Source organism: Methylobacterium sp. Leaf106 (assembly GCF_001422895.1).
Lineage (GTDB): Bacteria > Pseudomonadota > Alphaproteobacteria > Rhizobiales > Beijerinckiaceae > Methylobacterium > Methylobacterium bullatum.
In genome coordinates this window covers 1-14,923 of the sequence record NZ_LMNB01000016.1, presented here as the reverse complement: position 1 = coordinate 14,923, position 14,923 = coordinate 1, and the positions used below count along the sequence as shown (strand labels likewise).

At 61.0% G+C, this 14,923-nt stretch carries 6 protein-coding genes and 1 tRNA gene; 6 read left to right on the top strand and 1 reads right to left on the bottom strand.

Features of this window, described 5'->3' with window-relative positions; all coding sequences use genetic code 11:
- Nucleotides 1-589: 589 nt before the first annotated feature.
- Nucleotides 590-790, bottom strand: coding sequence for a type I restriction-modification enzyme R subunit C-terminal domain-containing protein (locus tag ASF34_RS11610; protein WP_056161213.1), 201 nt, complete (start codon nt 788-790; stop codon nt 590-592).
- A gap of 176 nt (nt 791-966) precedes the next feature.
- Here ASF34_RS11610 and ASF34_RS11605 point away from each other — a divergent pair, with 176 nt between their 5' ends.
- The 6 genes from ASF34_RS11605 to ASF34_RS11580 all read left to right on the top strand — a co-directional run bounded on the left by ASF34_RS11605 (nt 967) and on the right by ASF34_RS11580 (nt 13,388).
- Nucleotides 967-4,008, top strand: coding sequence for a BPTD_3080 family restriction endonuclease (locus ASF34_RS11605; RefSeq protein WP_056161212.1), 3,042 nt, complete (start codon nt 967-969; stop codon nt 4,006-4,008).
- Nucleotides 4,008-5,882, top strand: coding sequence for a GmrSD restriction endonuclease domain-containing protein (locus tag ASF34_RS11600; RefSeq protein ID WP_056161211.1), 1,875 nt, complete (start codon nt 4,008-4,010; stop codon nt 5,880-5,882). The genes ASF34_RS11605 and ASF34_RS11600 overlap by 1 nt, the downstream gene beginning before the upstream one ends.
- Entirely contained in the window at nt 5,882-8,983 is a 3,102-nt protein-coding gene (locus ASF34_RS11595; protein ID WP_056161210.1) for a site-specific DNA-methyltransferase, read from the top strand. The genes ASF34_RS11600 and ASF34_RS11595 overlap by 1 nt, the downstream gene beginning before the upstream one ends.
- Before the next feature lie 850 nt (nt 8,984-9,833).
- Complete coding sequence (locus tag ASF34_RS11590; RefSeq protein ID WP_056161214.1) at nt 9,834-11,900, top strand: 3'-5' exonuclease; 2,067 nt, start codon at nt 9,834-9,836, stop codon at nt 11,898-11,900.
- 387 nt (nt 11,901-12,287) lie between these two features.
- Nucleotides 12,288-13,115 (top strand): DUF72 domain-containing protein, encoded by an 828-nt coding sequence (locus ASF34_RS11585; RefSeq protein WP_244478973.1) that lies wholly within the window; start codon nt 12,288-12,290, stop codon nt 13,113-13,115.
- A gap of 196 nt (nt 13,116-13,311) precedes the next feature.
- Nucleotides 13,312-13,388: transfer RNA gene (locus ASF34_RS11580), tRNA-Arg, on the top strand.
- Nucleotides 13,389-14,923 lie beyond the last annotated feature (1,535 nt).

The window sequence follows — 14,923 nt, the reverse complement described above, 5'->3', positions numbered from 1 at the left end:
CGCCCTTCATCCCCCTACACCACCCTTCCGGCCGTACCGGAGAGCAGTCTGCGAGAACGAGGTTAGGGGGTCAGAATTGGACGCCGATCCCCCGCCTCACGGGGTCAAAGTTGCACGCCGAAACACAAGCTGGCTACTATGTAACGCTTTCCATACTCTTAGAGAGCTTTTTCAGAGTATATAATACTGAACGGAAAGCGTTACATATCCGGTGATGTTGGCGACCCAGATCGACGGATATGAGAGTTGCCCGCTAGGCGACGGCGATGCTCCTAGGCCCATAATAGTAGTGGATTCGGCATCGACCGTCTAAGCGATATGTGCCCGGGGCGGCAATTGTGCGACAGCTGCGGCGGTGCGTCGGGTCTCGATTAAATCGCCGAGTGAAGCAGTGCTTCTAGAACAGGCCCGCAGGCGGGACGATCCGGAAAAGCCACAGGTGCTGCTTCATGGCCTAGTTGGCCGCTGGTAACCAATGTCGTCGCTTTGAAGGGCTATCTCGCGTCGTGCAGTTATACGCGATGCCATCAAGCGTTGGCTCGACCCTCGCCTGAACTTCGTCCGGTCCTGAGTTCACGTTGCGTCAATCTTATGCGATCGCGCTTCGATTGATCTCCTCGATCACATCGAAAATCCGAGTCGTCCTAGCGTTGTCGAAGAGTTGCACTGGCCCCTGGGGCGCCACATCCGTAAAGGGGCTTTCGTAGAGCAGGCCCGGCTCTATCACGCCCTGAGCCATGAGGTGATCGACGACGAGGCCGATGAATTCGATCTGCTCGCGCGTCGCCATCCTGCCTACATCAACCAATCTCGATCTCGTCGAAACCAACTCAAACGCGAGGGACGTTGCAAAGCGGTCACGGTCGCAGCCTCAGCGGCGATAAGAGGATCATGCTACTCGTAAGCGAGCCCCATGCTCGCTATCCTCTCGTCAAACGACCTTAAGGTTGCGCTCGGGGAGGCACCATGGCGACGCCGTTCTTCGAACGACCGATCCTTAATTCGCCATATGAAGTTCCGACGCAGCACCATGCGCTGGACAGCGAGGGCCAGCCTCTTAACCAGGAGCCAGCACAGGGTCGCCGGCGCTCATCTTTGATAACGCCAGTCCCAAAATCCAAAAAGCAGAGGGGCAAAGGCAAGCAGACGTCTCTTGGTTTGGGCGACGGGGCCGGTCTGTCTTCGGCCGAGCAGGCATACAACCCCACCCCCATCATCAACGAGATCCGGGGTCACGTAGCATCGTGGCGCTCGCTTCCAAACCCGGCGGATTGGGGCGTCACGCCGACGACCCAGCGGCTGCTTCAGCACTGGCGCCGCGATTACGGCTGGCACGGCCCGCGACCATTCTTCTGTCAGGTCGAGGCAGTCGAGACCGCGATCTGGCTCACGGAGGTCGCCGGACGGCAGCGGCAGTATGCCCACCTGATCCGCCACATTGAGGGGGCCAATGAAGGCGCGAACCCCGGCCTGCCGCGTCTTGCCCTCAAGATGGCGACAGGTGCCGGAAAGACGACTGTGATGGCGATGCTTATCTCGTGGCAGACCATCAATGCCGTCCGCAGTCCGAACGCAAAGCACTTCACCCGCGGCTTCCTGCTCGTGACGCCCGGCATCACGATCCGCGATCGCCTGCGCGTTCTAATGCCGGGCGACCCCGACGCCTACTACAGCAAGCGCGAATTGGTGCCGACCGACATGCTCCACGATCTGGGGCAGGCCAAGATCGTGCTGACGAACTATCACTCGTTCAAGCGTCGCGAGACGGTCGAGATCTCGAAGGTCGGGCGTTCGTTGCTGCAGGGCCGGCACGCCCCAATCGACACGATGGAGTCCGAGGGCGCGATGCTTCAGCGCGTCTGCCGAGAGTTGCTGCCGATCAAGAACCTCGTCGTAATCAACGACGAGGCGCATCACTGTTACCGCGAGAAGCCGGACAGCGCCGACGAGGCTGCAATCGCTGCCGAGGACCGCGAAGAGGCCAAGCGCAATGCCGAGGCTGCGCGCCTCTGGATCTCCGGCATTGAGGCCCTCAAGCGTAAGGTGGGCGTGCGTGCAGTCTACGACTTGTCGGCAACACCATTCTTCCTGCGCGGCTCGGGCTACCTCGAGGGCACCCTCTTCCCGTGGACGGTAAGCGACTTCTCGCTCATCGACGCGATCGAGTGCGGCATCGTCAAGTTGCCGCGTGTGCCGATCGCCGACAATGCCGCAAGCGGCGAGGTGCCGCTTTACCGCGAACTGTGGGAGCACATCGGCAAGGCAATGCCGAAGAAGGGCGCGGGTAAGTCAGGCACGCTCGACCCTCTCTCCCACGTCTTCCCGAGCCAGCTCCAAACGGCGTTGCACGCACTCTATGGCCATTACGAGAAAACGAGCGAGGCCTGGGAGCGAGCCGGCATCGATGTGCCGCCGGTCTTCATCGTGGTCTGCAACAACACCGCCACGTCCAAGCTCATCTACGAATGGATCGCCGGCTTCGAGCGACCCAACGCTGATGTCGAGCCCGAAACGCGCCACATCGGCCACCTGCGCTTGTTCCGGAACTACGATGACAACCGCCGGCGCCTCGCGAAGCCCAACACGCTGCTCATCGACAGCGAGCAGCTTGAATCCGGCGAGGCGCTCGATCCGGCCTTCCGCGAGATGGCTGCCGCCGAGATCGAGCAGTTCCGCCGCGAGCGCATTGAGCGCGGTGTCGACGCGGTCACCGCCGCAGAGACCACGGACGCCGACCTCTTGCGCGAGGTCATGAATACCGTTGGCCGCAAGGGCCGCCTTGGCGAGCGCATCCGCTGCGTCGTCTCGGTCTCAATGCTGACGGAGGGGTGGGACGCCAACACCGTCACGCACATTCTCGGTGTGCGCGCCTTTGGCACCCAGCTCCTGTGCGAGCAGGTGGTCGGGCGTGGCCTGCGCCGGCAATCTTACGAGCTAAACGATCAGGGGCTTTTCAACGTCGAGTATGCCGACATCCTCGGCATCCCGTTCTCGTTCACGGCCGAGCCCGTGGTCTCGGTGCCAGCAGCGCCCCGCAAGCTCACCCGCGTCCAAGCCCTGCGCGAGCGCGCCGCGCTAGAGATCGGCTTCCCCCGCGTCGAGGGTTACCGGGTCGATCTGCCGAACGAGCGCCTGAGTGCGCGCTTCACGGACGACAGCCGTTTGATCCTGACCCCAGAGACCGTCGGCCCGGCAAAGGTGCTGATGTCCGGCCTCGTCGGGCAGCAGGAGACGCTCGATGCGGAGGAGTCGTTCAAGGATATGCGGCCGAGCGCCCTCTCCTTCGAGCTCGCCAAGCGCCTGCTGGAGAAGCGCCTGCGTGATCCTGACGGTGACCTGCCTGTCCACCTGTTCGGGCAGGCGAATCGTATGGTCCGCGAGTGGCTCGACGGCGGATATCTCATCGCGCAGGGCGTGCCGCGGGCCGCGGTGCTCTATCCGCAGCTCGCCGAGCAGGCGGTGGAGTTCATCTACCTCGCCTGCCAGCGCTCCGTGTCCGCGGCCAAGCGCATCAAGGCGGTGCTCGACCCCTACAACCCGGCGGGCTCGACGCGCTTCGTGAATTTCACCACCTCGAAGCCGGTCTGGGAGACCGACCCGCGCAAATGCCACGTCAGCCACGTGGTGCTCGACTCCGACTGGGAGGGCGAGCTCGCTCGCGTGCTGGAGATGCACCCGCGGGTGCTGTCCTACGTTAAGAACCAGGGCATCGGCTTCGAAGTGCCCTATCGCGACGGAGCCGTCCCACGGCGCTACCTACCGGATTTCATCGTCCGCCTCGACGACGGAACGCCAGAACCGCTCAACTTGGTCTTGGAGACGAAGGGCTATCGCGGCACCAACGCCCAGCTCAAGGCGGAGACGATGGACGTGTCCTGGGTCCCCGGCGTCAACGCTCTCGCTGGCCAGGGCCGCTGGGCCTTCTTCGAATTCCGCGAAGTCTTCGCCATAGAGACGACGTTTGGCGAACTCGTCGACAAGCTAATCAACCGTTCCAGGGCTGCCTGATGAGCACGTTCACCACCAACCCAGTCTCGCTTCAGACCCTCCTGCAGCGCTGCGAGCAGGGCGATATCAAGCTCCCAGATTTCCAGCGCAACTGGGTCTGGGACGAGTATCGCATTCGAAGCCTGATCGCATCTCTCTCGCAGGCATTCCCAGTAGGGGCCCTGATGACGTTGAAGTCGGCTGGAAAGACCTTCACGCCGCGCGCGATTCAAGGTGCGCCGCCCTCTGCCGACGCGGCAACAGAGAGCGAGCTCCTCCTCGACGGTCAGCAGCGCATGACGTCGCTCTATCAGGCCCTCGTGCGGCAGGCACCCATCGAGAAGATTGACGTGTTCTACTATTTCAACATCGAAAAGGCGCTCGACGATTCCGTTGACCGCGAGGATGCCATCGAGGCTTTTCCCAAAGATCGTGTGCTGCGGACTAATTTTGGAAAGGACATTGTCCTCGATCTCTCGACCCCTGACAAAGAATACGAGAATCTCCGTTTTCCATTAAACAAGATCTTCGATCACGAGAGTTGGCAGGAAAACTTTTGGGACTATTGGGACGACAACAAGCCTAAGCGGCAAATTTTAAAAGCATTTCGCGAGAAGGTCGTCGAATCATTCAAGAAATATCAAGTCCCAGTCATCTCGCTCGACAAGTCCACCACGAATGAGGCAGTGTGTCTCGTGTTCGAGAAAGTGAACACCGGTGGCAAGGCGCTCGACGCGTTCGAGCTGATCACCGCCATGTTCGCTGGCAAGGGCTTCAAGCTGCGGGAGGACTGGGCGCAGCGCGCCGCAGCGCTGAGGAAGTTCCGGGCCCTGGAGAAGATTGCACCGACGGACTTCCTTCAGGGCATCGCGCTGCTTCACTCGAAGGCGCAACGTGACGCCGCCGCGGCTAGCGAGGACCGGCGCCCACCGGTGAGCGCCACGCGCAACGCGCTCCTAGCTCTGCCCGTTGAGGCCTACCAGGCCAACGCGGACCGTCTGCAGCTCGGGTTTGAGCGCGCAGCCAAGTTCCTGCACACGCAGCGGATCTACCGCTCGTTCGACCTACCCTACCAGAGCCAGATCGTCCCGCTGGCTTCGATCCTCGCATCGCTTGGCGACCGATGGGAGCATGAGCAGGTCAAGCAGCGGGTTCGCACTTGGTATTGGTGCGGCGTGTTCGGAGAGCTCTACGGCTCGGCGAGCGAATCGCGCTTTGCCAAGGATCTCGTCGAGGTGCTGGCCTGGATCGACGGCAGCCCAGAGGAGCCCTCGACGGTCAAGGACACCAGCGTGCGCGCGAGCCGCGTCCGCGAGCTGCGCTCCCGCCAATCCGCCGCCTACAAGGGCGTCAACGCCCTGCTGATGAAGAGCGGGGCGGCGGACTTCCGGTCTGGCCAGGACTACGACTACGCGGTGTTCTTCGACGAGAGCGTCGACATACACCACATCTTTCCGCGCGACTGGTGCCAGGGGCAGAAACTGCATCACAGTGCCTTCGACTCGATCGTTAATAAGACGCCCTTGTCCGCAAAGACGAACCGCATGCTGGGCGGGGTTGCCCCGAGCAAGTATCTGAGCCGTCTGGAGACGGCGACCCCGCCGGTCGACCCAGAGAACCTCAACGGCTACCTGCGCAGCCACGCCATCGACCCAGTCCGTCTGCGCGCCGACGACTTCCATATGTTCTTTGCCGCGCGCCTCAATGGACTGCTCGAACTGATCGAAGACGCGACCAAGCGTCCTGCATTGCGGGACGTGCCGCCGCCGTCCGGTGCCGGTAGCGCGAACGATCCTGACCCTGCGCCCCCGCTCGACCCGGATGACGACGACGAGGCAGTGTCCGAGAACGCCGCATCCGCGGACTACGCCGCTCTCTTGGACGAGGTCCGCTAATGGCGCGCGGACCCGCCCGCAGCACGACCAAGTCCGTCGAAGCACTCAAGCACGACGAGGCCCAGCGTAGGAACATTCCCACCGCGGAGTTGCAAAGCTTCGCTGAGGCCGAGGAAGCGATCACTGGCTTCGAGCCCGGTATCTTTAAACGCACCCGGCAGCTGGCGGAAGGCGAGATCCGCCCACGCGACACTGGCCTCGACCCACAAATCGTCTGGAACGGCGCCCGCATCACCCTCACTAAGGATCAGGTGCGCTCCCTGGTCGAAACCGGCGAGACCGCGATCGGCGACACGCAACTTGTCTGGCGCGGTAAGGACCAACAGGACTGGTCAGACCTCATCGTCCAGGCGCCGCCCCTCTACATCCAGGAAAAAATCCACCCCAAGGCGATCATCGACGACCTGCGCCGCACCGGCGCCCGTCCGCCGGAGGAGGAGGCGCCCGACCTATTCTCGGATTTCAACGGCCTCGATCCGGAGGCGCGCACCGAATTCTACCAGCACGACCAGCACTGGTCGAACCGAATGATCCTGGGCGACTCCCTCCAGGTCATGGCCTCCCTGACGCAGCGCGAGGGCATGAATGGGCAGGTGCAGTGCATCTACTTCGATCCGCCCTACGGTATCAAGTTCAACTCGAACTGGCAGGTCTCGACGCAGTCGCGCGACGTCAAGGATGGTAGGCAGACCGATATCTCCCGCGAGCCCGAACAGGTGAAGGCATTTCGCGATACGTGGAAGGACGGCATCCACTCATATCTCACCTACCTACGCGACCGGCTCACCGTGGCGCGGGAGCTTTTGACTGAGAGCGGGTCGATCTTCGTGCAAATCGGCGATGAGAACGTGCATCGCGTGAGATCCGTCCTCGAAGAAGTTTTCGGCGAAAAGAATTTAATATCAATGATATGCCTGCGAAAAACTGGTGGGCAAGAAACATCTTTTATACCCAATGTTTCGGACTACATTCTATGGTTTGCTAAGAATATTGACTCGTTAAAATATAGGCAGCTCTATTTTCGAAAAGAAGTTGGTATTGGAGAAGGTAGCGGCGCTCGCTACGATCGAATTCGTCTTGCTGAATTTATATCCCGCCCGTTGAACAAGGAAGAAAAAGGGGGAAAAACCGCATTGCCATTGACGGCACGGCCTTACCAATTGACAAGCTTGATATCGAGTGGTGTAAGAGCAAACACAACAACATCATGGACTTTCCAGGGGAAGTCTTATCACTCCGGCGAAAGCTCAAACTGGAAAACCTCTTTAAAGGGTCTAGGTAGACTCGCGCTTGCCGATAGAATAGAAAAGCGAAAAAGCACAATTGCCTACGTAAGATTTATTGATGATTTTGCCGCATATCCAATTTCCAACGTATGGACTGACGTCGCTGGCGCGGCAGGCATAGTTTATGTCGTGCAAACTAGCAGCACTATAGTCCAGCGCTGCATCCTAATGGCCACTGATCCGGGCGACCTCGTCCTCGACCCGACCTGCGGTTCGGGCACTACTGCGACCGTCGCCGAGCAATGGGGTCGGCGCTGGATCACCATCGACACGAGCCGCGTCGCCCTGGCGCTCGCCCGCACGCGCCTGATGAGTGCGCGCTATCCCTACTACCTCCTTGCCGATAGTCCCGAGGGCAGGGCGAAAGAGCAGGCGGTCTCGGGCCGCTCGCAGACGATGTCGACGAGCCTGGGCGACATCCGCCAGGGCTTCGTCAACGATCGCGCGCCGCATGTAACCTTGAAGTCCATCGCCAACAATGCCGAGATCGACGTGATCTGGGAGCAGTTCCGGGCTACGCTCGACCCCCTGCGGGAAAAACTGAACGCGCTCCTCCAGACGGACTGGCAGGAGTGGGAAATCCCGCGGGATCCCGAACGGCCCTGGGACGCGGAGTTCCAGATGCTCCTCGCGCAGGCAAAGAACTCCAAGCAGCCTTTGAAGGCTCGGCAGAGTGCTGTCGATCGCATGAACGCGGAATGGGGCTGGGATTACACGCTCGACACCCTGCCGGAGCGGCCCGTGGACGCTCTTTCCGAATACTACCCAGATGCGGTTCCGATCCACGCCGCGTGGTGGGAGACCCGGATTGCCTGCCAGCGCGCCATCGACGCCTCGATCGCTAGGGCCGCGGAGGTGGAGATGCTCTACGACCGGCCCTATGCCGATGCTGGAAAGGTCAGGGTCGCCGGCCCGTTCACCGTCGAGAGCCTCTCGCCCCACCGCATCATCCCCTCAGACAGCCTCGACCTCGATGCGGAGTTCGACGCGCTTGATGGTCATCGCGAGCGGACCAAGGCCGGAACGCCAACGCAGGACTTTTCCGCGATGGTGCTAGAGAATCTCGCTGCGGCTGGCGTGCAGGGGCGCGACCGGGCCGACCGAATGCGCTTCACCCTGCTCCAGCCCTGGCCCGGCCGCTTCATCGGCGCGGAAGGCCGGTTCGTCGAGGGCGGCACCGCGGACGAGCCCGGTGTCGAGCGCCGCGCCGGCATCCTGATCGGCCCCGAGTTCGGCACACTTTCCCGCCCCGACCTCGTTGCCGCCGCCCGCGAGGCTGCCGACTCCCGCTTTGACGTGCTGGTGGCATGCGCCTTCGCCTACGACGCCCATGCGAGCGAGCTGACAAGGCTGGGGCCGCTGCCCATCCTGCAGGCTAAGATGAACCCAGACCTGCACATGGCCGACGACCTCAAGACCACGGGCAAAGGCAATTTGTTCGTGGTCTTTGGCGAGCCCGACATCGAGATCCGCCGCCTCGACGGCGACCGGATAGAGGTAGAGGTGAAGGGCATCGACGTATTCGACCCCAACACTGGCGACGTGCGCTCGGATGACACCTCTGGCATCGCAGCATGGTTCGTCGACACCGACTACAACGAGGAGAGCTTCTTCGTCCGCCAATCCTACTTCCTCGGCGCCAACGATCCCTACAAGTCGCTGAAGGCCGCCCTGAAGGCTGAGATCGACGAAGCCAGCTGGGCGACCCTCTACCGGGCCGTAAGCCGGCCATTCGCGCGGCCGGCGACGGGGCGGATCGCGGTGAAGGTGATCAATCACTTCGGGGACGAAGTTATGAAAGTTTATGTCGTCTAAGATATTAAATGATCGGTTTAGGATGGCGGGATTCAACCATTATCCAGGGTGCACATGTGGATGGTGCGACTCCAAGAAGTTCGGCTCGTGGCAGACTTGTGACCAATCACCAACCTATCGGGACGTCCGTGATACAGAAGCTATAGAGTTCCTGAGACGTAGTAGCCCGGTCCGGTCAATTACCTCCTGTTTCATTCAGCCGAATGCTCGCTGCCAAAAATGCAAGGAGCTTGTATTTTTCTACGCTAACGAGCGAGGAAGCAGGGTCTACTTTGATGAAATCGGCCCCCCGTGGACAAAACATCCTTGTATGATCTCAGGTCCGGGGATCAAGGCCTTAATAAAACCCAAATCAAGACCGTTTGATCTATCGCGGCTGATTTCAAAGCAAATCTTCACGTCAGAAGCTTCAATGGAAGTGAATACATCTAAGCCATCGTCTAATTGGGTGCCATTTTTTATCCTAGATACATCACAAGACGGCGTTTATCATCAATTTCGAGCAAGGCGAATTGATTTTGTAACTAATATAATAGAAGATTTCACATATCGTAATTTGATAAGCGTCGTTAGTAAGGGCGACGTAATTTCTGTTCGAGGACCTTTAGTTGCAACAATAGACCCACAAAATTTATGCCCGATTGAATTTGAAAATGGTCAAGATTTATCTGGCATATCGGTCGTATCATTGAATAAAGAGAGGCTAGAGCCATCTCTGCTTCCTGGGCTAGGGAGTCTTGTTCGGCTCAAGCAATCCCCTGCAACAAGCGAAAATCGTGTTTTATCTGCTATTGAAATTCAGGCGCGGCGGCTAGTCTTGCAGCAACTCAAAGGTGTAGAGAGCAGAACGATGGACTTCCGTATCGCTGACACTTTCACCGCCGCCCTCGCCCGCCTGCCGGTCCAGGAGCAGAAGGCAGTTAAGACCTCGGCATTCGATATGCAGCTCGACCCCGCCGGTGCTGGCCTGCATTTTCATCGCATCGAGGCGTCGAAGGACCAAAATTTCTGGTCGGTCCGCGTCAACCGCGACATCCGCATCATTGTCCATAAGACCGCCGCGAGCCTACTGCTCGCCTATGTCGATCACCACGACAAGGCCTATGCCTGGGCCGAGCGACGGCGCATCGAAGCGCACCCGCGCACTGGCGCCGTTCAGATCGTCGAGTCCCGCGCTCGCGTCGAGGAAATTACGCCAGCCCGGTTTAGACATACGCCCCCCGATAGGATGGCACTGGAGCCCGCCCTATTCACGGGGCTCTCGGAGGAAGATCTGCTGTCAATCGGGCTGCCCAAGGACTGGATCGACCCAGTGCGCGCGGCCACCGAAAGTCACTTCTTCGATCTCGCTGCTCACCTGCCGGCGGAAGCCGCCGAGGCGCTCCTCGAATACGCAGCGACCGGCCGTCTGCCGAAGGCGGCGCCGTCCAACGCTGCCGACCCCTTTGCCCATCCGGACGCCCAGCGTCGCTTCCGAGTCATCGAGAACGTCGATGCGCTACGCGCCGCGCTCGACGCCCCCTGGGAGCGTTGGTCAGTGTTTCTGCATCCGTCCCAAGCCGGGGTGATCGCGCGGAGCTACAGCGGGCCTGCGCGGGTTGCCGGCTCGGCCGGCACGGGTAAGACCGTCGTGGCGCTGCACCGCGCCGTGCGCCTTACCCGTTCCGACAGCCAAGCGCGAGTATTGCTAACCACCTTCTCGAAGCCGCTAGCGGATGCGCTCCAGCATAAGGTCGATCTCCTCATCGCCGCTGAGCCTGGAGCCAGCGGCCGCATCACCGTCGCGCCATGGGAAGGCGTTGCCGAAGAGCTCTACCAACTGGTTCATGCGCGCCGCCCCCGCATCGCCGGGCTCGCCCAGATCCAGGCTGCTCTGGTCCAGGCCGCCGGCGGGAGCGACGTTTGGTCAGAGCGCTTCCTAGTGAGCGAGTTCCGGCACGTGATCGACGCTTGGCAGGTCTCTGACGAAGCCAGCTATGCCGACACGCCGCGTCCCGGGCGCCGCAGCCGCCTTGGGGCCAAGCAGCGAGCCGCGTTATGGCCGATCTTCACAGCTGGTCGCGCCAGTCTCGCGAAGCAGGGTCTCGTCACCTGGGCGCAGGTATTTACTGGCCTGGCTGCGCACTACGATGCGGAAGCGACAAAACCCTTCAGCCACATCGTCGTGGACGAAGCCCAGGATCTCGGCGTGCCAGAATTGCGTCTTCTTAGTGCATTGGCGCCGAAGGGCGAAGACCGCCTGTTTTTCGCAGGCGACCTCGGACAACGCATCTTCCAGCCGCCATTCTCCTGGAAAGCGCTCGGCGTTGACGTGCGCGGTCGCTCGACCACGCTTAAGGTGAACTACCGAACCTCTCACCAGATCCGCGAGTCGGCCGACCGCCTGCTGCCCGGTGCCGTCCATGACATGGACGGACGCGAGGAGAGGCGCAAAGGCACGGTCTCGGTCTTCGACGGGCCGCGGCCCCAGGTGCTGAAACTCGACGACGAAGCCGCCGAGCGCGAGGCGATCCTCGGCTTCCTCAAAGCGGCCCGCGCCGATGGCGTCGTCTCGGACGAGATCGGTCTTTTCGTGCGAAGCCGTGCTCAGCTCGATCGCGCCCGCGCTGTTGCTCTAGCCGCGGGCTTCGTGCCCGTTGAGCCGGGTGATGCTCCGAGCGCAGCGGGCGAGAGCGTGACCGTCGGCACGATGCATCTCGCTAAGGGGCTGGAGTTCAAGGTCGTGGTCGTGCTCGCATGCGACGACGGTGTCCTTCCCCTGCAGGAGCGTATCGACACGGTGAGCGATGAGGCGGAATTGGAGGAGGTTTATGAGACTGAGCGACACCTCCTCTACGTCGCCATCACTCGTGCGCGCGACAGACTCCTGATCACCGGCGTGCGACCAGGCTCCGAGTTTCTAGATGATCTGGGATAGGCGCTCTCTTCATTGAAAGTCTCTGTCGACCTCGATGCGCCTCGATAGTGCCGCGGCGGCCCATGCATCATACAGCACCGGCCTGAAAGGCGTAGCAGTCGCAAAACGCCGGCGCTATAGCGGCACCTTCTCGTCGCCCAGGCGAATCCTGCTCGTGTTAGGAGCGGTCACGCTATCGCTGCTCAACACGATTCGAATGTGTCACCGTTGTCTGAGCTGATTGACGTGAATTGAATACGCGGCCCGAACTTAGAAATGTGATCGAGCTGCCGAACGTGCGACACCGCCGGGATGTCTTGCCGTCGTGGAGAACGTTATGACGGACTATAAACCTGAGCACACGCAACGCGTGAGTAAAGCGGGTTGAAACATAAGGAGTGGGGAAGCGTGGCCGCCATCGGAACTGCCGGGTGGAGCGTGCCGAAGGCCTTCGCGAGTGTGTTCCCAACCGTTGGAAGTCATCTCGAGCGCTATGCCCAGCGCTTCACCGCGGTGGAGATCAACACCTCGTTCTATCGCCCTCATCGTATCGCCACCTACGAGCGATGGGCCGAAGCTACGCCTGAGCATTTTCGCTTCGCCGTAAAAGTCCCGCGCACAATCACGCACGAGCTGCGGCTGGAGAATGCCGACGCCCCGCTACAGCAATTTATGGATGAGATCGCCGGGCTCGGCCCGAAGCTCGGCCCGCTCTTGCTGCAACTGCCGCCGACCCTTCGTTTCGACGATCGGACGAGCAAGGCGTTCCTGCAGGCGTTTCGGCATGCTCATGCCGGCAGCATCGTCTGCGAGCCGCGGCATGCCAGCTGGCTCGCGCCTAGTGTTGATGCCCTGTTGACGAAACTTCGTATTGCCCGTGTGGCAGCAGATCCGGCGCCGATGCCGGGCGCGGACGAGCCCGGTGGCTGGCAAGGCCTGCGCTACTATCGCCTGCATGGCTCGCCGAAAATCTACTACTCCGCTTACGAGCACCACGCTCTCGACGCGATCGCTGACCGCCTCGCTGCAGACGCGGCGCGGGGATGCGAAAGCTGGTGCATCTTCGACAACACTGCCGCCTTTGCCGCGACCGGAGACGCGCTCTCGATCCTGGAGCGTCTGGGTGTTCCTTTGTCGCCTAGTGAGCCACTCTCCTCAACCTGCGCCAATGCGAAGTGCAATTCGACGCAGCTCCGTAGCGACGTAGACGCGGCACGATTCGCCAGCCAAAATTGAGCCTCAAAGGCAATTGGGAAGGTGCGTCGAGAGCAGGCACAATGCCGGCGCATGGGCGGCCCCATAAGCCCAAAAAAAGCCCCCTCCGCGCACCCGACACGACTCGAACGTGTGACCTTTGCACGAGGAGAGCTCCCCCTGCGCAACGACACCGTTGCGCGCGGCCACGGCTTGGGTTAGGTGTCGTCCACGGTCAGCACCCGTAGCTCAGCTGGATAGAGCGTTGCCCTCCGAAGGCAAAGGTCACACGTTCGAATCGTGTCGGGTGCGCCAATTTTTTCAGTGACATAACTCAATATGTCGCTCAGCCCGATAGTTCGGGGCTACAGCCCGGCTACGATGCTACTGCGTCTCAGTGGCGGCTCGTTGCGCCAGCCTCTCAAAACGAAGGTCCGGTTGTCTGGTGCCATCGGAGCGAAGCACCGGCCGTCGAGGTTTGTCTCGTTCAATGCCCTGCGGGCCTTCCGGTTCGGCTACCCATCAGGGAGTGGATAGGATCCGCTTAGGCCACATGTTTGTGACGATCGCGCCTTGCCGACTGTCAATCCGAACTGCGATGTTTCGTCCGCTCGCGACTACATCACACGACAGATCGCGGTTCTCTTTGGAGCGAATCATGGAAGGCAAGACCGAGTATACGAGTGCGTTGGGGGCACTACCGCCCGTCTTCTAGCTGGCACAGACGGCGCTTGCACGGTAGTTCTTCACGATGGGCGGTGTCGCCCTGGTCGTTGGGCCGGGGGCAGCGTGTCTATCTTCGGCTCGGAGCCATTGGCGTGTTCGTCTGTCTTCGCCTGGATCTTGGTGAACGTTTGAGGGAGGCCGGCTTGCCGAGGGGCAATGCTTTGCCGGGCATTGGCAAAGCATTGCATCAAACCGAAGGAGCCGGATCTCGGAGCCACGCCGTCGGTCGACCGGCGGATCGAAGGTGCAACCTTGTAACAGGCGAGGCCGGGGTTGTGCTGTCGGCCTTTGCGCACCGCTTCCCGCCACCTTGGACGGACAACGCGAACGGACCCTACCCGCTCGATCCGCTGGCATCAGGGTCGTTCTGGAGGTGTGGGGCAACCCGTTCCCTCCATCCTGCAGTCTGCCCCGTTTGGGCGGACCGCTTGCTGCCGATGCCCTTCGACTTGCGACCCGGCGTTCCCCATCCCGCCTGGTTAGCGGTGGAGGCTCGGGGCTCATAGGGAGCGTGGCTCTTTCCTTTCAGCGGAAAGAAGCTCGCTCCGAGGTGCTACAGGAGGACGACCGACATGCTCCGTCCTCGACGGACATCAAACACGGAAATTGGACTGCCACATCGGGCAATGAGTTCAAGTTTGTCGGCGGAGAAAAGGCGTCGGGTTCGCCGCTAATGTTTGGGGTTTTGCGACACGGATCTGCTCCATTTTTGTATGGCGCAGATACTTCACAGTATGCGTCTTATGCCGTTCAGAGCCCACGTAAGCCGTTCGTGGGCGGTTCTACGCGTATTGCAGCTTTTCTCGTCGCGATCAAAGACGCGGAAATTTGCTGAGACGAGCGCGCATTTTCCCCTCATGTAGCAGCACTTTGAGGTCAGTTATTGCGCCGCCCTACTGTCCACCGTGCGTGCAATGATGGTCTCGACACACCGCGCTGGAGAACCGATATCGCTTCGGCGGATCCTCCTCGCGGCACGATGGCGCACACCCTCAAAGCGTCACGCCAGCGCTTTGATCGCTCGGCATGTCAAACAGCGTTGAACATTGACCCTGGATCGGCGTCGAACTTTGACCCCCCGGATGGGTATGGCGGGACGCCCCTGATCAGCCCGGCGAAGCGGG

What these genes read in the sequence shown, in the direction of transcription:
- ASF34_RS11595 (WP_056161210.1), top strand. Translation starts at nt 5,882, where the DNA reads ATGGCGCGCGGACCCGCCCGCAGCACGACCAAGTCCGTCGAAGCACTC.
- ASF34_RS11590 (WP_056161214.1), top strand. Translation starts at nt 9,834, where the DNA reads ATGGACTTCCGTATCGCTGACACTTTCACCGCCGCCCTCGCCCGCCTG.
- ASF34_RS11610 (WP_056161213.1), bottom strand. Translation starts at nt 790, where the DNA reads ATGGCGACGCGCGAGCAGATCGAATTCATCGGCCTCGTCGTCGATCAC.
- ASF34_RS11600 (WP_056161211.1), top strand. Translation starts at nt 4,008, where the DNA reads ATGAGCACGTTCACCACCAACCCAGTCTCGCTTCAGACCCTCCTGCAG.
- ASF34_RS11605 (WP_056161212.1), top strand. Translation starts at nt 967, where the DNA reads ATGGCGACGCCGTTCTTCGAACGACCGATCCTTAATTCGCCATATGAA.